18 protein-coding genes are annotated in these 18,645 nt (G+C 71.9%); 12 read left to right on the forward strand and 6 right to left on the reverse strand.

The genetic code is table 11. The annotated features are described in order from the left end of the window. The first annotated feature begins 34 nt into the window (after positions 1-34). Entirely contained in the window at positions 35-496 is a 462-nt protein-coding gene (locus OHT77_RS33140; protein WP_328832098.1) for a DoxX family protein, read from the forward strand. Between the two features lie 74 nt (positions 497-570). On the opposite strand, the gene OHT77_RS33145 is transcribed toward OHT77_RS33140, so the two are convergent. After that, positions 571-1,179: an RNA-binding S4 domain-containing protein gene (locus OHT77_RS33145; RefSeq protein WP_328832099.1), complete on the reverse strand. Its 609-nt coding sequence runs from the start codon at positions 1,177-1,179 to the stop codon at positions 571-573. Positions 1,180-1,387: 208 nt separating this feature from the next. Here OHT77_RS33145 and OHT77_RS33150 point away from each other — a divergent pair, with 208 nt between their 5' ends. Genes OHT77_RS33150 through pip form a run of 4 tightly spaced genes read left to right on the forward strand, consistent with a single transcriptional unit; the run spans position 1,388 to position 4,846 of the window. Further along, entirely contained in the window at positions 1,388-1,573 is a 186-nt protein-coding gene (locus OHT77_RS33150; RefSeq protein WP_328832100.1) for a hypothetical protein, read from the forward strand. Then, the gene (locus tag OHT77_RS33155; RefSeq protein WP_328832101.1) at positions 1,570-3,096 is read left to right on the forward strand and encodes a YfcC family protein; all 1,527 of its coding nucleotides are present in this window, start codon (positions 1,570-1,572) and stop codon (positions 3,094-3,096) included. Before OHT77_RS33150 ends, OHT77_RS33155 begins: the two co-directional genes overlap by 4 nt. A gap of 34 nt (positions 3,097-3,130) precedes the next feature. After that, positions 3,131-3,823 (forward strand): uracil-DNA glycosylase, encoded by a 693-nt coding sequence (locus OHT77_RS33160; protein ID WP_328832103.1) that lies wholly within the window; start codon positions 3,131-3,133, stop codon positions 3,821-3,823. Between the two features lie 60 nt (positions 3,824-3,883). Then, positions 3,884-4,846, forward strand: a complete 963-nt coding sequence (gene pip / locus OHT77_RS33165) for a prolyl aminopeptidase (protein WP_328832104.1) — start codon at positions 3,884-3,886, stop codon at positions 4,844-4,846. An 18-nt stretch (positions 4,847-4,864) separates the two neighbouring features. On the opposite strand, the gene OHT77_RS33170 is transcribed toward pip, so the two are convergent. Then, complete coding sequence (locus OHT77_RS33170; RefSeq protein WP_328832105.1) at positions 4,865-6,325, reverse strand: LamG domain-containing protein; 1,461 nt, start codon at positions 6,323-6,325, stop codon at positions 4,865-4,867. Positions 6,326-6,343: 18 nt separating this feature from the next. Beyond that, a complete protein-coding gene (locus OHT77_RS33175) occupies positions 6,344-7,006 on the reverse strand; it encodes a GntR family transcriptional regulator (RefSeq protein WP_328832106.1) in 663 nt (220 codons plus the stop codon). A 143-nt stretch (positions 7,007-7,149) separates the two neighbouring features. Between OHT77_RS33175 and OHT77_RS33180 the strand changes: the two genes are divergently transcribed. The 3 genes from OHT77_RS33180 to OHT77_RS33190 all read left to right on the forward strand — a co-directional run bounded on the left by OHT77_RS33180 (position 7,150) and on the right by OHT77_RS33190 (position 10,896). After that, the gene (locus OHT77_RS33180; protein WP_328832107.1) at positions 7,150-8,622 is read left to right on the forward strand and encodes an NCS1 family nucleobase:cation symporter-1; all 1,473 of its coding nucleotides are present in this window, start codon (positions 7,150-7,152) and stop codon (positions 8,620-8,622) included. A 5-nt stretch (positions 8,623-8,627) separates the two neighbouring features. Next, the gene (locus OHT77_RS33185) at positions 8,628-9,341 is read left to right on the forward strand and encodes an aspartate/glutamate racemase family protein (protein ID WP_328832108.1); all 714 of its coding nucleotides are present in this window, start codon (positions 8,628-8,630) and stop codon (positions 9,339-9,341) included. A gap of 604 nt (positions 9,342-9,945) precedes the next feature. Beyond that, on the forward strand, positions 9,946-10,896 hold the full coding sequence (locus OHT77_RS33190; RefSeq protein WP_328832109.1) for a glycoside hydrolase family 6 protein: 951 nt from the start codon (positions 9,946-9,948) through the stop codon (positions 10,894-10,896). Position 10,897: 1 nt separating this feature from the next. On the opposite strand, the gene OHT77_RS33195 is transcribed toward OHT77_RS33190, so the two are convergent. Both OHT77_RS33195 and OHT77_RS33200 read right to left on the reverse strand, forming a co-directional pair. Further along, the gene (locus tag OHT77_RS33195; protein WP_328832110.1) at positions 10,898-11,374 is read right to left on the reverse strand and encodes a GNAT family N-acetyltransferase; all 477 of its coding nucleotides are present in this window, start codon (positions 11,372-11,374) and stop codon (positions 10,898-10,900) included. Continuing rightward, entirely contained in the window at positions 11,371-11,811 is a 441-nt protein-coding gene (locus tag OHT77_RS33200; protein WP_328832111.1) for a RidA family protein, read from the reverse strand. Before OHT77_RS33200 ends, OHT77_RS33195 begins: the two co-directional genes overlap by 4 nt. A gap of 369 nt (positions 11,812-12,180) precedes the next feature. Between OHT77_RS33200 and OHT77_RS33205 the strand changes: the two genes are divergently transcribed. Beyond that, positions 12,181-14,040 (forward strand): FUSC family protein, encoded by a 1,860-nt coding sequence (locus tag OHT77_RS33205; RefSeq protein ID WP_328832112.1) that lies wholly within the window; start codon positions 12,181-12,183, stop codon positions 14,038-14,040. 70 nt (positions 14,041-14,110) lie between these two features. Here OHT77_RS33205 and OHT77_RS33210 read toward each other — a convergent pair whose 3' ends face one another. Further along, positions 14,111-15,061: an endonuclease/exonuclease/phosphatase family protein gene (locus OHT77_RS33210; protein WP_328832113.1), complete on the reverse strand. Its 951-nt coding sequence runs from the start codon at positions 15,059-15,061 to the stop codon at positions 14,111-14,113. Between the two features lie 161 nt (positions 15,062-15,222). Here OHT77_RS33210 and OHT77_RS33215 point away from each other — a divergent pair, with 161 nt between their 5' ends. The 3 genes from OHT77_RS33215 to OHT77_RS33225 all read left to right on the forward strand — a co-directional run bounded on the left by OHT77_RS33215 (position 15,223) and on the right by OHT77_RS33225 (position 18,607). Then, entirely contained in the window at positions 15,223-16,581 is a 1,359-nt protein-coding gene (locus OHT77_RS33215; protein WP_328832115.1) for an amidohydrolase, read from the forward strand. A 22-nt stretch (positions 16,582-16,603) separates the two neighbouring features. Then, positions 16,604-17,788, forward strand: coding sequence for a cytochrome P450 family protein (locus OHT77_RS33220; RefSeq protein ID WP_328832116.1), 1,185 nt, complete (start codon positions 16,604-16,606; stop codon positions 17,786-17,788). A 129-nt stretch (positions 17,789-17,917) separates the two neighbouring features. Then, a complete protein-coding gene (locus OHT77_RS33225) occupies positions 17,918-18,607 on the forward strand; it encodes a DUF899 domain-containing protein (RefSeq protein WP_328832117.1) in 690 nt (229 codons plus the stop codon). Positions 18,608-18,645 lie beyond the last annotated feature (38 nt).

Consider the following 18,645-nt stretch of genomic DNA (forward strand, 5'->3'; position numbering starts at 1 on the left):
CCAGCGTCCTCACCGCTTCCCACAGGAGAACCCCATGTCCGAGACCGCCGCTTCCGTAGCCTCCGCCGCTTCCACCTCCCGCCCCGTCGTCGCCGAGTCCGCGACCACGCGTGGCCGCCGTGCCCGGATCGCGCTGCGTGCCCTTCAGGTGCTGCTCGCGCTGTTCTACGCCTTCGCGAGTGCGCTGCCCAAGCTCATCGCGCACCCGTCGGCCGTGGAGTCCTTCGACAAGATCGGCTGGGGCAGCGGGGCGATGTACACCATCGGCGCGCTCGAACTGGCCGGTGGGATCGCCCTGTTGGTCCCGCTGCTGCAGTCGGTGGCGGCGACGGCGCTCAGCGCGCTGATGGTCGGCGCGTTCGTCGTCCAGATGACCGCGTTCCACGGGGAGAACGCGGCGACACCGCTGATCCTGATCATCCCGCTGGCCCTGATCGCCTGGGCCCGGCGGGGGCAGAACGCGGAGTTGCTGCGGGTGGTACGACGACGGGCGTGACCCCGTGTCGTACAGCTACAGCTGAGCGCAGGGCGGCGGTGGCATCCGGTGGGCCGAGGGGTCCGGGCCGGATGTCACCGTTGCGTGTCCCGGTGGGTGCTGCGGCGTGAGTCGCGGCGGGTGTCCCGGTTCCGGTCGCGGTCGCGGTCCTTGTGAGGGTCGGGAGCGGTGTCGGGTTCGGCGCCGGGGAAGCCGCGCAGGCGTTCCATGTCGCGGCGGTCGCGTTTGGTGGGGCGGCCGGTGCCGCGGTCGCGGATGCCGGCCGGGGCGACGGCCTCGCGGGGCGGGGGCGGCGGGGAGTTGTCCACATAGCACTGGACGGCGACGGGGGCGCCGACGCGTTTGCGGATGACCTGCTTGACGATGACGACGCGTTCGTGGCCCTCGTGGCGCAGGCGTACCTCGTCGCCGACGTGGACGGAGTGGGCGGGCTTCACGCGCTCGCCGTTGACACGGACGTGGCCGCCCTTGCAGGCGGCGGCGCCCATGGAGCGGGTCTTGACCAGGCGGACGGACCAGATCCAGCTGTCGACGCGGACGCTCCCGCCGTTCGAGGGCCCGGCGGCCTTGGCGGCGGCCACGGCGTCGCTGTCGGGCTCTGCGGCGGGCCGGGTGCCGGGCGCGGCAGCGGACGTGCCGGTTCCGTCGTCCTTGCCGGTGTCGTCCATTCCCTCGGAAGCCATGGCCCCGACTTTAGTGCCTCCCTTCGGCGGGCTCCGGCGGATTTCGGCCCCCGACCTGGCCGTGAAGGCCCGCTGCGGTTCGCGGTCGGCACCCCGCTGGGTCACCCCGGATGCACCCCCTCGCCCTACCGCAGAGGCTGTCTTCCGAGGTCGTAGAGGTCGCAGGAGTCATCGGGGCCGTGGCGGTCGTAGGAGCGAGGGGTCGGACGTGGAGGACAGGGCGGCGAAGGTCGGTGCGTTGTTCGGCGCGCGGGACAGCGGGTGCCATCTGCACGCGCCGAACGAGCGGGTGCTGTTCTCGGAGCTGCGGAACACGGCCGTGGCGATCTGCGCGTTCGTCGAGGAGTACGCGGCCGACTTCCGGAGCCGGGGCGGGACGGCGACGGCCCAATGAGCACGACCGACACCCCGCAGACCACCGAACAGCCGCCGCACAAGCCGAAGTTCACCTTCCCCAGCGCACTGACGGTCCTCGCGATCGTCACGATCGCCGTGTGGCTGCTGGCCTTCCTGGTCCCGTCGGGGCTCTACGACCGGAACGACTCGGGCGCCCCGATCCAGGGGACGTACCACCGCGTCGACTCCGGCCAGAGTTTCGTCGACCGGCTGAACGACCTCTTCCTCGCCCCCGTCAACGGTCTCTACGGCATCCAGGACCAGAAGACCGGCCAGGTCGGCCCCGATCTGGCCGGTGAACTGTACGGCAGCGCGGGCGTGTTCCTGTTCGTGCTCGCCATCGGGGCGTTCATCACCGTGGTGTTCGCGACCGGCGCCCTCGACCGGGGCATCGGCCGGCTCGCCCACCGGCTGCGCGAGCGCGGCGCGCTGCTCATCGCCGGGATCATGGTGGTCTTCTCGGTCCTCGGCACGGTCGAGGGCTTCGCCGAGGAGACCCTCGGTTTCTACGGCCTGATCGTGCCGCTGATGCTGGCACTCGGCTACGACCGGATGGTCGCCGTCGGCACCATCATCCTCGGCGCCGGGATCGGCGTGCTCTGCTCGACGGTGAACCCCTTCGCGACCGGCGTCGCCTCCTCCGCCGCGGACATCTCGCTCGGCGACGGCATCGTGCTGCGCTTCGTGATGTGGGTGGTGCTGACGGCGGTGACGGTGGCGTACGTCATCCGGTACGCGCGCCGGGTGCAGCGCAACCCCGAGCGGTCGCTCACCGGGTTCCTGCCCGGCGACCGGGACCAGGAGGCCGCCTCGAAGGCCGAGGAACCCGAACTGACCGGGCTGCACAAGGCGGTCCTGGTCACCATGGGCCTCGTCTTCGCCTTCATGATCTTCTCGGTGGTGCCCTGGGCGAGCGCGCTCACCGGCGACGCGGACGCCAAGCCGTACGGCTTCGAACTCGGCTGGTCCTTCCCGCAGCTGGCGGCGCTGTTCCTGTGCGCGGCCGTGCTGATCGGGCTGGTGGCGCGGCTGGGGGAGCAGAAGCTCAGCTCGATGATCATCCAGGGGGCCGCCGACTTCATCTCGCCGGCGCTGGTGATCGTGCTGGCGCGCGGGGTCACCGTCATCATGAACAACTCGAAGATCACGGACACCGTGCTGCACTCCATCGAGGGCATCGTGAAGGGCACCTCGTCCGGTGTCTTCGCGATCATCGTCTTCGTCGTGAACCTGCCGCTGGCCTTCCTGATCCCCTCCACCTCCGGCCACGCGACCCTCGCCATGCCGATCCTCGCCCCGCTCGCCGACTTCGCCGGGGTCTCCCGCGCGGTCGTCGTCACCGCCTGGCAGGCCGCGAGCGGCTGGATGAACCTGTGGGTGCCGACGACCGCCGTCACCATCGGCGGGGTGGCGCTGGCGAAGGTCGGCTACGACAAGTACCTGCGGTTCGTCTGGCCGTTGCTGGCGCTGCTGTTCCTGATGATCTGCGGGTTCGTGGCGTTCGGCGCGGTCTTCACCTGAGCCGGGACGGAGCGGGGACGCATACGGTGGCGGCATGAACCTGTCCGACCTCGACCGGCGGATCACCGGCTGCCGGGCCTGCCCCCGCCTGGTCGCCTGGCGCGAGGAGGTCGCCCGCACCAAGCGGGCCGCCTTCGCCGACTGGACCTACTGGGGCCGCCCGGTCCCCGGCTTCGGCCCCGCCGACGCGCCGCTCCTGATCATCGGCCTCGCCCCGGCCGCGCACGGCGCCAACCGCACCGGCCGCATGTTCACCGGCGACCGCTCCGGTGACGTCCTGTACGAGGCCCTCTACGACGTCGGGCTCGCCTCGCAGCCGACCGCCGTGAGCGCCGACGACGGCCTGGAGCTGTACGGCGTCCGCATCACCTCACCGGTGCGCTGTGCCCCGCCCGCCAACAAGCCCACCCCGGAGGAGCGCGACACCTGTCGGTCCTGGCTCGTCGAGGAACTCACCCTGCTGCGGCCGACATTGAAGTCCGTGATCGTGCTCGGCGCCTTCGGCTGGCAGGCCGCGCTGCCCGCGTTCGCGGCGGCGGGCTGGCAGGTCCCGCGCCCACGGCCCGCGTTCGGGCACGGCGCCCGGGTCTCCCTCGGCGGCCTCGACCTCTTCGGCTGCTTCCACGTCAGCCAGCGCAACACCTTCACCGGGAAACTCACCCCGGCGATGCTGCGGGACGTGCTGCGCACGGCGGCCGGGGCGGCGGGGCTGGAGACCACGCCGTAGCGAGGCCGGAGCCGTAGCGGGTCAGGGACGCCGGGGCCGTGGCGAGGTTAGGGTCGACGGATGGGCCTGTATCCGGAGATCGAACCGTACGACCACGGCATGCTCGATGTCGGGGACGGGAACCGCGTCTACTGGGAGACCTGCGGGAACCCGCACGGCAAGGCCGCCGTCGTGCTGCACGGCGGGCCGGGGTCGGGCTGTTCGCCGTACCCCCGGCGGTACTTCGACCCCGCCGCCTACCGGATCGTGCTGCTCGACCAGCGCGGGTGCGGACGGTCCACCCCGCACGCGAGCGCCCACGACACCGACATGAGCGTGAACACCACGGCTCATCTCATCGCCGATCTCGAGCTGGTGCGGCGGGAGTTGGGGATCGAACGGTGGCTGGTGTGGGGCGCGTCGTGGGGCTCGGTGCTCGGGCTGCGGTACGCGCAGACGCATCGCGGCGCGGTGTCGGAGCTGGTGCTGACGTGCGTCGCCACCGGGTCGAACCCCGAAGTGTCCTTGCTGACCAGGGGACTTGGGAAGCTCTTCCCGGAGGCTTTCGAGGCGTTCGTCGCCGAACTCCCGCCCACGGAACGGGAAGGGAACCTCGCCGCCGCCTACAACCGGCTCATCGAGTCACCCGACCGGGCGGTGCGGGAGCGGGCCGCGCGGGCCTGGACCGACTGGGAGACGGCGATCGTCCCGGCCCCGCCGCGCTCCGAACCCCGGTACGAGGAACCGGAGTTCAGGATGTGCTTCGCCCGGACCGTCACGCACTACTTCGGCAACGACCACCTCCTGGGGGAGGGCAATGAGGAGGGTGTCGTCCTGCGGGACGCGCACCGCCTCAAGGGCATCCCCGGCACCCTCGTCCAGGGCAGCCTCGACCTCGGCAACCTGACCGGTGTCGTCTGGCGGCTCCATCACGCCTGGCCCGGCAGCGAGTTGGTGCTCGTGGACGAGGCCGGGCACAACGCGAGCGCCCCCGGTGTCGCGGAGGCGGTAGCGGCGGCGACGGACAGGTACGCCCGCCGCTGACCACCACGGCCCGGCGTCTCAGGAGACCCGGGCCGCCGCCACCGGCCGCGCCGTCACGTCGTAAGTCCCGGTGCTCTTCGCGGAGTTGACGCTCCACCGGTACCGCGAGAACTCGCCGGTCGCGTCGGAGGCGTAGAACATCATGTGGCCGATGCCGACGCCCTGGAGGCTCTCGCCGGGGACATTGCTGATCATGCGGGTGTCGGGGTACGCGGGGTAGTTGGTCAGGGCGTAGACGCCGTGCGGGTCGGAGGTGCAGTCGACGATCTCGACGGCGTACTGCGTCTCGCCGGGGAAGTCGGCGGTGCCGCTGAAGACGCCCTTGACCTCGCGGACCATGACGATGTGGCCGGTGTTGTCGGGGTCGCTGCCGCTGTAGTCGACGGCGACGAGGTCGCCGGGCCGGAGGTCGGCGACCTTGCGGACGCGCCGGAAGCGGGGGCCGGCGGTGCCGTTCAGGAAGGCGGCGCAGTAGTCGGCGGCCTCGGGGACCTTCTCCTGGAAGTGCTGGAGGAAGTAGTCGTCGCCCGCCCAGCCGTAGGTGTGCCTGAGGACGCCGGTGACGAAGGACGCGCAGCGGGCGCGGGCCACCCAGCTCGCCGGGTCGTCGGGCGTGCCCCAGGTGAGGGTGGCGGCCGAGCCGGTCAGATACACGTTGTTCTGCCGTGCCGTACGGCCGCTGACCAGGGCGATCTCGTCGGCGGTCAGGGCGCGGGCGTAGGTCCGCACGTCATCGATCGCGCCTTTGAAGCGGTTGACGGGTGCGCCGTCGAAGCGGGCCCGGCCGAGGGAGAGGCCGCCGGTCGCGGCCCAGGACAGGGCGGTCGCGGCGCTGCCCCGCAGCTGCCCGTCGACGTACAGCCGGATCTGGGTGCCGTCCCAGACTCCGGTCAGATGGGTCCAGGTGCCGAGACCGGCCGGTGAGGTGGCGACGGCGGACACCTTGGCCGTCTGGTCCTCGCTGCGGACCTTGAAGGCCCAGGTGGAGACGGTGTTGTCGTACTGGAGGAGGAAGCGGCTGGTGGTGGCGCCGTCCTGGCTCACCGCCGTGTACATGGTGCCCGGGTCGGCGTCGGACGCCAGGCGCACCCACGCGGAGACGGTGAAGGGGGCGGTGGTGTCGAGGACGGAGTCCGTGGCCGCGTACGCCCCGGCCGTCCCGTCGAGGCTCAGCTCGCCGCCCGCGCGCAGCGTCGTCCAGCTCGCGCCGGAGCCGAGCACGACGGGGTGCTCGCGGCCGGAGCGGTCCGCGCCCGAGCCGTCCAGCGCCCAGTGCCCGACCAGCCCGTCCGTCAGATACCCGGCCGCCAACAGCCTTTGATAGCCGACCAGTTGCTCGGCCTGGGCCAGATGCGGGGTGCCGACCGGTGTGAACGGGGTGTCCAGCGCTTCGTCCGCCCTGGCCGCCCCCGCGCCGGCCACCGTCCCGACCCCCACCAGGGCGGCGGCCCCGCCCAACAGGCCACGTCTGCTGACCATTTCACTCCCCTTGGCTGCCTACGGCTGCGCGTCCCCGAACAGATGCCGGACCGTGGAACGGTAGTTGGTCCGTACGTGGGCCAGCGCGTGCGCACGGGCGCGGTCCGGGTCGCCGGACGCGATCGCCTCGTACAACTCGCGGTGTTCCACGAGGAGTTGGGGCCACTCCTCGTTCCGCCGGGTCATCCAGCGCAGTCGGCCCGCGACGGGTTCCAGGGCGGCGGTCAGCAGCGTGTTGCCCGCCATCGTGACGATGCTGTCGTGCAGGCGGCTGTTGATGTCCGTGATCACCTCGGCGTCGCCCGCCTCGGTCGCGGCGGCGGCGCGGTCGAGGAGTTCCGCCACCCCGGCCAGTTCCTCCGGGGTCGCGCGGGACGCGGCGAGCCCGGCGGCGTAGACCTCGAGGGCCTCGCGCAGTTCGAAGAGTTCCTGCACGTCGTTCGGGGTGAGAGGGCGTACGACCGCGCGGCGCGGGGTCTCGAAGTGGACGAAGCCCTCGGCGACCAGTGCGCGGATCGCCTCGCGGACCGGCACCCGGGAGACGCCGAACCGCTCGGCGAGCTCGCGCTCGACCAGCCGGTCGCCGGGGCCGAGGCGGCCCGCGATGATCTCCTGGCGCAGGTTCGCCAGGACGCGCTCGCGCACCGCGCCCAGGGGTTCGATCTTCGTCATGGAGCTCATGGAGCAATCTTCGCCGACTCCGGGGGTCTTTTACCGAGCGTTAACAATCGTGACATCGGTCGGAATGCTTGACGGCGGGACCATGACCGCAGTTTGGTATACCAAACGGTCGCTGCCTTCCGTCCCCTCGCCCTGGAGGCCCCGTGTCCCTCGCCGACCGTGCCGAAGCCACCGGCACACCAGCGTTCGTCCCCGATCCCCGGCTCACCAACGAAGACCTCGCCCCCGCCGACAAGCGGAACTGGAAGGTCTTCGACCTCTTCGCCATGTGGATGTCCGACGTCCACAACCTCGGCAACTACACGTTCGCCGCGGGCCTGTTGGTCCTCGGCATGAACGTCTGGCAGGTCTTCACCTCCCTGCTCGTCGGCTTCGTGCTCATCTACGTCGGCATGAACTGGATGGGGAGGATCGGGCAGGCGCACGGCGTGCCGTTCCCGGTCGTCAGCCGCATCAGCTTCGGCGTCTGGGGTGCCAACATCCCCGCCCTCATCCGGGCCGTGATCGCCATCATGTGGTACGGCATCCAGACCTACCTCGCGTCCGTCGCCGTCAACGTGATGCTGCTGGCCGCGTGGCCGGGCCTGGAGTCCTGGACTCACCACTCGTTCCTGGGACTTCACGCCCTCGGCTGGGTCTCCTTCGTGTCCCTCTGGCTGATCCAGGCGGTGATCATCAGTCAGGGCATGGAATCCGTAAGGAAGTTCCAGGACTTCTGCGGTCCCGCGATCTGGCTGGTGATGATCGCGCTGGCCATCTGGGTGCTGGCGAAGGCCGGTTGGTCGATCTCCCTCACGTCCACCCCGCACCCGGTCTCGTTCGGCGAGCAGTGGCGGCAGTGGTTCGGCGCGATCGGGCTGATCCTCGCCACCTACGGCACGCTGATGCTCAACTTCTGCGACTTCTCCCGCTTCGCGCCGGACTACAAGACGGTCCGCCGCGGCAACTTCTGGGGTCTGCCCATCAACTCCACGGCGTTCGTGGTCGTTTCGGTGATCGTGACGGCCGGTTCGCTGGAGGTCTGGGGCCAAGCCATCACCGACCCGGCCGAGTTGGTGGCCAAGGTCGGCAACACCTGGGTGATGGTGCTGGGCGCCTTCACGTTCGCCGTCGCCACCATGGGCGTCAACATCGTCGCCAACTTCGTGTCCCCGGCGTACGACTTGGCCAACGTCTGGCCGCAGAAGATCACGTTCAGGATCGGCGGCGTGATCAGCACGGTCGCCGCGCTGGTGGTCACCCCGTGGAACCTCTTCTCCAACCCCACCGTCGTCAACTACTTCCTCGGCGGGCTCGGTGCCTTCCTGGGCCCGTTGTTCGGCGTGATCATGGTCGACTACTACTGGGTCAAGCGCGGCCGGGTCGACGTCCGGGAGCTGTTCGACGCGACCCCCGGCTCCCGCTACTACTACCGCAAGGGCGTCAACCCCAAGGCCCTGTGGGCGTTCCTGCCGTCGGCGGGGGTCGCGGCGGTGCTGGCGCTGGTGAAGACGTTCAGTGACGTGGCCCCGTACTCGTGGTTCATCGGTACGGCGCTGGGCGCGGGCCTGTACGTCCTGATCTGCCGCTCCGAGCGAGCGTCGGCCCAGCCCGTCCCCGAGCCGGTGGAGGTCTGAGCGGAGTGCGCATCGTCGTCACCAACTGCAACACCACGCAGGAGATGACCGAGGAGATCGTACGAGGTGCCCGGGCCGCAGCAGGCCCGGGCACCACCGTGACCGGGCTGACCCCCGCGTGGGGGCCCGAGTCGGCGGAGGGGTGGCTCGACAGCTACCTCTCCGCGGCGGCGGTCATGGATCTGCTGCGCACGTACGACGGCCCGGCCTACGACGCCGTCGTCATGGCCGGCTTCGGGGAGCACGGGCGGGAGGGCGTCCGGGAGCTGGTGGACGTACCGGTCGTCGACATCACCGAGGCGGCGGCCCACCTGGCGTGTCTGCTGGGGCGGCGGTACGGGGTCGTCACCACGCTCGAACGGTCCTGCGGCCAGATCGAGGACAGCCTTGAGCTGGCCGGGGTCGGTCGCAACTGCGCGGGTGTCGTGGGTACGGGCCTCAGCGTCCTCGATCTGAGCGGCGACGAGGTCCGCACGGAGGCGGCGTTTCTCGCGGCGGCGGAGCGGGTGTGTGCGGCGGGGGCGGAGGTGTTGGTCCTCGGGTGCGCCGGTATGACGGGGTTGCAGCGGGTGGTGGGGGAGAAGCTGGGGCTGCCCGTCGTGGACGGGGTGGGGGCGGGGGTGAAGCTGGCGGAGTCACTGGTGGGGCTCGGCCTGACGACCAGCCGGGTGGGGAGTTTCGCGAGGCCGGTGGTCAAGAGGAGGGGGTGGGGGCGTTGAGGGGGTGGGGGGTGGTCGGAGTTGTCGGGGTGGGTTCGGGTGCGGGTGCGTGTGGGGTGGTCGGGTTGCTGGGGTGGGTTCGGGGTGCGCGTGTGTGGGGTGGGCGAGGTTGCTGCGGTGGTTTCAGGGTGCGGGTGTGTGAAGGGTGGTCGGAGTTGTCGGGGGTGGGTTCGGGGTGCGGGTGGGTGTGGGTTTTCGGGGGTGTTCGGTTGAGTTCGGAGTGCGGGTGCGTGGGGGCTGGTCGCGCAGTTCCCCGCGCCCCTAAAAAGCTACCTCGCTGGTCCGGCCTTAAGGGGCGCGGGGAACTGCGCGACCAGCCACGACGGCGCGGCACCCGCGAGACGACAGAACCCGGCACCCCCGACCGCCCGTCACACCTCACCTCATCCCGCCGCACCCCAGTCGCAACCCCATCTCGCCCGCGTCACACACCACCCCGGGACGCCGCAACTCCGCCGTATTGCGCGCCCGTCACTCCTCACCCCCCGCCCCCCAACCCCCCGTCGGGGTGATCTTCCCCCGCCCAGCCAAGTCACGTACCGAGCCAACCCCGGCCGCCGCGCACACTCCGAGAAGGAACACGCCCCCAAGTCACGGAGTCACCTTGTCGACATCGGTTCGCCGAGCTGTTCTGGTCGCGCTCCTCGCAGGACTCTGCTGCGCCGGGGCGACGCGTGACGCACAGGACGACCCCTTCTGGACCGCCCCGGACTCCCGCGCCGCGCAGCAGGCCGCTGCGTGGCGGGAGGCCGGGCGGAACGCCGACGCCACGCTGATGGACCGGATCGCCGCGCGCCCCCAGGCGGAGTGGCTCAACGGCCCCCACCCCGGCCCGGCCGTCCGCGCCCGCACCACCGCCGCCGCCCGCGCAGGCCGCACCGCCGTACTCGTGGCGTACTACATCCCGAACCGGGACTGCGGCCAGTACTCGCTCGGCGGCGCCCCCACCGACGCCGCCTACCGCGCCTGGATCGACGAGTTCGCGGCCGCGCTCGGCGACCGGGGCGCGTACGTGATCGTCGAACCGGACGCCGTGGCGCAGGTGGTCGCCGGCTGCACCCGGGTCACGGCGAGCGACCGCTACGCCCTGCTCGCCCACGCCGTGGACCGCCTCAAGCGCCAACCGCACACCCGGGTCTACGTCGACGCGGGCAACTCCAGCTGGATCCCCGAGGCCTGGCGACTGGTCGCCGCGCTCAAGGCGTCCGGCGTCGCCCGCGCCGACGGCGTCGCCCTGAACGTCTCCAACTTCCAGACGAACCAGGCGAGTTCGACGTACGGCGACCACCTCTCCAAGGACCTCGCCGGCAAGCACTACGTCATCGACACCAGCCGCAACGGCAACGGCCCCCTCACCGGCACCGACAGCTGGTGCAACCCACCCGGCCGCGCCCTCGGCACCCCGCCGACGACCCGCACGGACAACCCGCTCCTCGACGCCTACCTGTGGATCAAACGCCCCGGCGAGTCCGACGGCACCTGCCGCGGCGGCCCGGCCGCAGGCCAGTGGTGGCCGTCGTACGCCCTCGAACTGGCCCGCAACGCCCGCCCCTGACCTACGACTTGGGCTCCCACACGTACCGCACGTCCGGCTCCCGCTCCTCGTTGGTGCTGCCGTCCGTGAATTCGACGGCGACGAAGCCGTGCCGCTCGTAGAACCGGTGGGCGGGCTTGTTCACCTGGAACGTCCACAGCTCCAGGCCCTCCGGACTCCGCTCCTTGGCCAGTTCGACGAACCGGTCCCCGAGCCCGCGCCCCCGCCAGTCCGGGTCGAGGTACAGCTGCGACACCTCGTCCCCGTTGACCACCATCAGCCCCACGATCCCGCCGCCGTCCCCCGCGTCGGCCACCCAGATGTCCCGCAACGGCACGACGACGTCCCGGAAGTAGTCCCGGATGTCGTCGTCGGACCGCGGACTGACGACGGTCGGCAGCGCGGCGGCGAACGACCGCAGCCACACATCGGCGGCGGGCCGTGCGTCCGGCCCGGTCGCCCGGCGGATCGTGACGTCCGCCTCGGCGTCGGTGCTCACGGCCGCACCACCTCGCCCGACTCCCCGGACACGGCCTCGTCCGGTACGACGGCCGTCACCGTGATCTCCACGAGCTGCCCGGTGTACCCGAGGCAGGCGACGCCGATGAGCGTGGACGAATGCGGGCCGGTGCTGAGCCCGGACGCCTCGACCACCTCCCACACGGCGGCCAGCACCGAGGGCTCACTGCTGACGACGTACACGTCCGACGCGACGACATGCCCCAAGTCGCTTCCGACCGCCCGCAGTTGCTCCCCGAGATTCGCCAGCACCTGCTCGGCCTGCCGCACCGCGTCCCCCGCCCCGACCACCTTCCCCTCGGCGTCGAGCGGCACCGCCCCGGCGAGAAAGGCGAGCTTCGTACCGGCCTCGACGACCGTGGCGTGGGAGTAGGTGGGCGGCGGGAAGAGGGTGGGGACGGTGACGCGTTCGGGCACGGGCTCTCCCAGGGATCGGGTCGATCGGACATCGGAGGTCGAAGGTCGGCGTAGACCGCCGGTGTTCGACGGCATGGCGCGCGCGTCAGCCGACCACACGCACGACGGCGCCCGCACCCGAATTTCCCGGCACTCCTCGGGACCGGGGAGCTGCCGGTCTCGTCGGACCGACGCCCTTCCCGGCGTTGCGTTCATAAAGAAAGCGCCTCTACGGCCAACCTTCACACCCTCGAAATACGACCGGCCCGTTCCGCACAAGGTCGCGAACTACCGTGGAGATCGCGGCCACCACCCCGGCCGCCGGCTTCCGCTCCGCCCCGGCCACCGTCGCCCGAAGGCACACCCCGCCCTCGTCAAGACAGGAGCCCTGTGTCCCGTCGTACCGTCGCGTTCTCCCTTCCGCCCTGGCTCGCCCACACGCTGCGTGCCCAGCGCGGCCCGGTTCCGTGGAGCGCGGTCACGCGGGGGGCGCTGGCCGCGGGGCCGTTGCTTCTCGCCGCCGTGCTGGCCGGGCGGACGTCCCTCGGAGTGCTGGCCGCGCTCGGGGCGATGCTCGCCGGGATCAACGACCGGCCCGGCAGCCGGCGGGCCTCGGTCAAGCGGCTCGGTGGGCCCGCGCTCGCGGGAGCCGCGGGGCTGCTGGTCGGGACGTACGCCGGGGAACATGTGGGGGCCGTCGTGCTCACCCTCCTCCTCACCGGCATCGGGCTGGTCGCCGGCGGGTTCAGTGCCATCGGGCCCGTCGCCTCCGGTGCCGGTACGCAACTGCTCGTCGCCTCCGCCATCGGCGCCGGGATGCCGCTGCCCGAAGCGGGGTGGCAGCGGGCCCTCGCCTTCCTCGCCGGAGCCGCGTGGCTCGTCCTGCTGCGGCTCGCGCTGCCCACGCCCGGCGCCATCGCCGGCGACTACCGCTTCGACGGCGAGCGGCACGCCGTAGCCGCCGTCTACGACGCGATCGCCGCGCTGCTCGACGCCACCGGTGGGCCGGAGGCGACCGGGCGGCGCGCCGCGCTCACCGCCGCGCTCGATCACGCGCAGGACGCGCTCGCCGGGCCGCGGCTGCGGCGGTACGCCAGTTCGGCGGCCGAGCGGCGGCTGCACGGGCAGTACGCCGCAGCGCTGCCGCTGGCCGAGGCCGCGACCGCGCTCGCCTGGGCCGAGGAGGCGGTGTCCGCGCGGGCCGGTGAGGGGCCGCGCCGGCTCGCCGCCGCCGTACGCGACAACGCGCACACCGGGCCGCTGCCCGCGCCCAACCGTTCCGCCCCCGCGCTGCGCGCCCTCGACGACGCCCTGCTGCACGCCGCCGACGCCTTCGACCAGGCGGAGGGGAGCGATCTGCACGCACGCCGAAGGAGCGTGACCTCCTTGTTCCGTACGACATTCGGGGCCGGCGGGCGGGAGTACGGGCTGCGGGTCGCGCTCTGCTACGGGGCCGGCGTCGCCGTCGCCCAGGCGCTGCACCAGGCGCGCTGGTACGGCCAGCACGAGCACTGGTACTGGCTGCCCGCCACCGCCGTCTTCCTCGTCAAGCCCGACCTCGGGCCGCTCGCCTCGCGGGTGCTGTGCCGGGCGGCGGGGACCGTGCTGGGGGCGCTGCTCTTCGCCGGGTTCGCCGCCGTGCTGCCCCGGCCCGAGGGGCTCGTCGCGCTGGTGGCGCTCAGCGGTGCGCTCATTCCCGTCGCCACCCGGCACTTCGCCGCGCAGACCGCCGTCGTCACCGTTCTCGTGCTGTCGCTGGTGATGGTGGGCGGGGAGCCGCAGGCCTCCGCCAGCCGGATCGGGGAGACGCTGCTCGCCTGCGCGATCGTGCTGATCGTCGGGCATCTGCCGATGCCGGGGGAGCGCGGCGGAGGCGTACGCGCCCGGCTCGGAGCAGCGGGCGTCGCCGCGCACGCCTACCTCGTGCACGTCCTCAGCGAGTCCGGCGACCGCGCCGAGCGCTGGACCCTGCGCCGCGAGGCCTACCGCACCCTCGCCGAGGCCCGCGGCGCCATCGCCGTCTCCGCCGCCGAACTCCCCGCCCTCGCCCGGCACACGGAGGGCACGGACGAGGTCGCCGCCGTCCTCGAACGCCTCGTCGACACGACCACCGCCTGCGCCGTCCACCTCGACGACACGGGCCGGCTCACGTCCCGGCACATCGAGCAACTCACCGAACTGCTGGATGAGTTCGAGCGGGGGAGGGGACGGGTCGGACTCCGGGCGATCGAACTTCCCGTCGCCGTATAGGAATTGGGAACCCGGGGCGGCCGGGTCGGCAACCTGGCTGCCCCGGCCAGTGCCTGGACCTGCGACCGGGCTACTCCACCCGCACCCACACCGGCGCGTGATCCGACCCCGGCGCCTCCCGCCGCGTCGCCGGATCCGGTCCCACGGACGGCAGTTGAGGCGCTCCCTCGCCCGGCAGGCCCGTCCCCGCCGCCGTCACCCGGTGGACCAGGTGATGGCTGGCCAGGATGTGGTCGATCAGTTCGCGGCGCCCGGAGTTGATCCGGGAGTAGCGCTGGTCGGCGGGGATCAGCGGGGCCACGTCCCACAGGCGGACCGCGTCGCCCTGGTCGGGGCGGTCGTAGCCGGACGTGCCGATCTCCGAACCGGGCGGGCCGAGCAGGATCTGCGTGGTCGCGGCCTGCACCTCGTCGTTCATGTCGCCGAGGACGGCCACGTCACGGGTACGGCCCTCACCGGCGAGCAGTTCGTCGGCCAGCGCGCGCAGGGTCGCCGCCTCGGCGGCGCGGCGGTAGAGGGCGTAGGCGCCGTAGCGGGCCCGTTCGCCCTCGTCGTGCGGGAAGAAACGCTCGCCCGGGTACGTCAGCAGCTTCGACTTCAGGTGGGCCACCGCCACCGTCAGCGGGCCGGCCGGTGTCTCCACCTCCACCGCCAACAGGCCGCGGCCCGTGCCCGGTTCCTCGGCGCCCGCGTCGTCGGACTGCACCGGGCGCAGCTGCGCCGGGAACGCGTTCGTGTCGGCGACGACCCGCGGTTCCGTACGGCTGAGGAAGCCGACCCGGATGCCCCGGACGTCCGGACGCGTGGACAGGGCGGTGTGCCACTCGCCGTCCAACAGCCCGGCCAGGTCGTCGAGCGCCGCCGGGTCGCCGACCTCCTGGACGCCGAGCAGCACCGGGTCGAGTTCCGTGATCACGGCGGCGAGGGAGGCGAGCTTCGTCTCGTAGGTGGCCTTGTCCTTGGGGCCCGACGGGCCGCCGGGGCGGTACAGGTTCTCCAGATTCCAGGTGCCGAGGAGCATGCGGGGCCCCTTCCAGAAGCCGTGGTCGTGACGCTCTGTTCGTGCGCCAGAAGCCGTGGTCGTGAGGCAAGCGTGCTGGTCCGGGGCAGTTCGCGACAGCGCCACGCCAGGATGCGCGGTTCGGCTCACACGAGGCGAGGACGGCGTCGTACGTTGGGAATGTGAGCCACTCTCCCGCCGATCTCCTCATCACCGGCTGCACCGTCCTCGTCCACGACGACCAGGAGCGCATCGCCTTCGCACCGGACGCGGCGATCGTCGTACGGGACGGGCGGATCGAGTCCGTCGGCGGTGCGGCGGAGGTGGCGGCCACCGGACCCGCCGCCCTCGAACACATCGACGCACGCGGCCAGGTCGCCCTGCCGGGGCTGGTCAACTGCCACACCCACGCCCCGATGGTCGCGCTGCGCGGGCTCGCCGAGGACCTGCCCACGGAGGAGTGGTTCAACGACGTCGTATGGCCCGTCGAGTCCAACCTCACCGAGAAGGACGTGGAGTTGGGGGCACGGCTCGCCTGCGCCGAGATGATCCGCGCCGGGGTCACCTGCTTCGCCGACCACTACTTCTCCATGGACACGGTCGCCGAGGTCGTCGCCGAGTGCGGGATCCGCGCCCACCTCGGCGAGGCCTACTTCTCCTCCCAGGGTCCTCAAGGCCGGCAGAAATCCCTGGAGTTCGCGCTACGGCACCGGGGCACCGCCGACGGCCGCATCACCACCGCCCTCGCCCCGCACGCCCCCTACACGGTCACCGACGTTGACCTCGCCGCCACCGCTCGACTCGCCCTGGAACACGGCCTCCCCGTCCACCTCCACGCCGCCGAGAATCGCGACCAGACCGACACCAGCCTCGCCCGCCACGGCCTCACCCCCATCGAAGTCCTCGACCGCGCGGGCCTGTTGGCCACCGACCTGCTCATCGCCCACGGCACCGGCATCATCGACCGCGACCTCCCCGTCCTGGAGCGCGCGAGCGGCCGTACGGCGGTCGCCACCGCGCCCCGGGGGTACCTCAAGTTCGCCTGGCCCGACACCACTCCGATCCGCGCCCTGCGCGCCCTCGGCATCCCGGTCGGACTCGCCACGGACGGCGCGGCCTCCAACAACTCCCTCGATGTGTGGGAGTCGATGGCCCTCACCTCGCTGATCCAGAAGTCCACCGAGGGCGACCCACGCTGGCTGACGTCCCGTCAAGCCCTGCACCACGCAACGCTCCAGAGCGCGCGGGCGGTCGGACTCGGCGACTCGATCGGGTCCATCGCACCGGGCCGCCGGGCGGACATCATCCTCGTCGACCTCACCGGGCCGCACACCCGGCCCGTGCACGACCTCGCCGCGACCCTCGTGCACAGCGCCCGCTCCGCCGACGTCCGCACCACGATCGTCGACGGCCGTGTCCTCATGCGCGACCGCGAGCTGCTCACGCTCGATGTACCCGCCGTCGTACGGGAGTTGGAGGACCGGCTGCCCGCCCTCGTGGACCGGAGTCATGGCCGGCGGATCCAGGAATACGACACCTGAGCCGCACCTCTAGGCTTGGCCCATGGATCTCGCGGACGGCCTTCTCGACCACCCGTACGACGTGTACCGGCGCCTGCGCGACAGCGCCCCCGTGCACCGCATCGCCGGCCCCGACGGCACCCCCGCCTGGCTCGTCACCCGGTACGACGACGTACGGGCGGCGCTGGCCGACCCCCGTCTCTCGCTGGACAAGCGGCATGCAACGGCCGGTACGTACAAGGGGTTCTCGCTGCCGCCCGCGCTCGACGCGAACCTCCTCAACATGGACCCGCCGGACCACACCCGCATCCGCCGACTGGTCGGCCGCGCGTTCACCCCGCGCCGAACGGAGCGGCTCCGTACGCCGATCCGGCGCACCGCCGACCAACTCCTCGACGCAATGGGCGACTCGGGCGACACCGACCTCATCGCCGCCTACGCCGCGCCCCTCCCCATCACCGTCATCTGCGACCTCCTCGGCGTGCCCGACCGGCACCGGCGGGACTTCCGGGTGTGGACCGACACCCTCGTCGCCCCCGCCCCCGGGACACCGCCCGAGGCCGGCAAGCACGCCGTCGTCGCGATGCTCGGCTTCTTCACCCGACTCCTCGCCGACAAAAGGGAAGAGCCCGGCGACGACCTCCTCTCCGACCTGATCGCCGTCCGCGACGAGGGCGACCGGCTCAGCGAGGACGAACTGATGTCCCTCGCCTTCCTCATCCTCTTCGCCGGGTACGAGAACACCGTCCAGCTCATCGGCAACGCCGTGCTCGCGCTGCTCCAACACCCGGAGCAGCTGGCCGCGTTGCGCGCCGACCCAGCCCAACTCCCCGCCGCCGTAGAGGAGTTCCTGCGGTACGAAGGGCCCGCGCTGCTCGCCATCCGGCGTTTCCCCGTCGAGGACGTCAGCATCGGCGGGATCACGATCCCGGCCGGTGAGACCGTGTGGGTGTCCGCGTCCGCCGCCAACCGCGACCCGGAGCGCTTCCCCGACCCCGACCGGCTCGACCTCGCCCGCGACACCTCCGGGCATCTCGCGCTCGGCCACGGCATCCACTACTGCCTGGGCGCGCCGCTCGCCCGCGCCGAGACGGAGATCGCGCTGGCCGCGCTGCTGGAGCGGTACCCGCGGCTGGAGTTGGGCGTCGCGGAGGACGCGGTGCGGTGGCGGCCCTCGCTGCGCGCGCGGGGACTCGCCGCGCTCCCGGTGTCGTACGGGAAGAAGTAACGGAAGGAAGCAGGGAGGACGTCCGTGGCGTGCGGGGAGAAGTCCTTCCGAAGTTTTTTCGGTGGCAGCGATGAGTTCCCGTCCTCCCCCCGGTCCACCCCTCAACGGACCGTTGTCACAGGAGGGCCCATGTCGCTTCCGGAGATCGTCTCGCGTGCGCGGTGGCGCGCGGCGCGCGAGGAACTGCTGGTCAAGGAGAAGGCGGCCACACGCGCGCGTGACGCCCTCAACGCCGAGCGGCGCCGGCTGCCCATGGTCGAGATCGACAAGGAGTACCTCTTCGAGGGCGGCGACGGGAAGGCCTCCCTGCTCGACCTCTTCGACGGACGCGGTCAACTCGTCGTCTACCACTTCATGTTCGCGCCCGAGTGGGACGCGGGCTGCCGCAGCTGCTCGGCGTTCCTGGACCAGATCGGACACCTGGCCCATCTGAAGGCACGCGGCACCACGTTCGCCGCCGTGTCGAGGGCGCCGTACACGAAGATCCTGCCGTTCAAGGCGCGGATGGGATGGACGCTGCCCTGGTACTCGTCCTACGGCGGGGACTTCAACTGGGACTTCGAGGTCACGTTCGTCGGGGACGGGGACCCCGTCGAGCGGCCCGGTGTCAGCTGCTTCCTGCGCGACCGCGACCGGGTGTTCCACACCTACTCGACCTTTGAGCGCGGGCTCGACGGCCTCGGCTCGACCACCACCTTCCTCGACCTGACCGCGCTGGGGCGGCAGGAGGAGTGGGAGGAGCCCAAGGGGCGCGCGTCGGCGCTGGGGGCGCCCGCCGGCAGCGCACGCGTGCTTTATCACGACGAGTACCAGGACTGATACGGAAAGTGCGGAGAAAGTACGCGACCGGGTGTCGA

The sequence above is a fragment of the Streptomyces sp. NBC_00252 genome, from assembly GCF_036187565.1.
GTDB lineage: Bacteria > Actinomycetota > Actinomycetes > Streptomycetales > Streptomycetaceae > Streptomyces.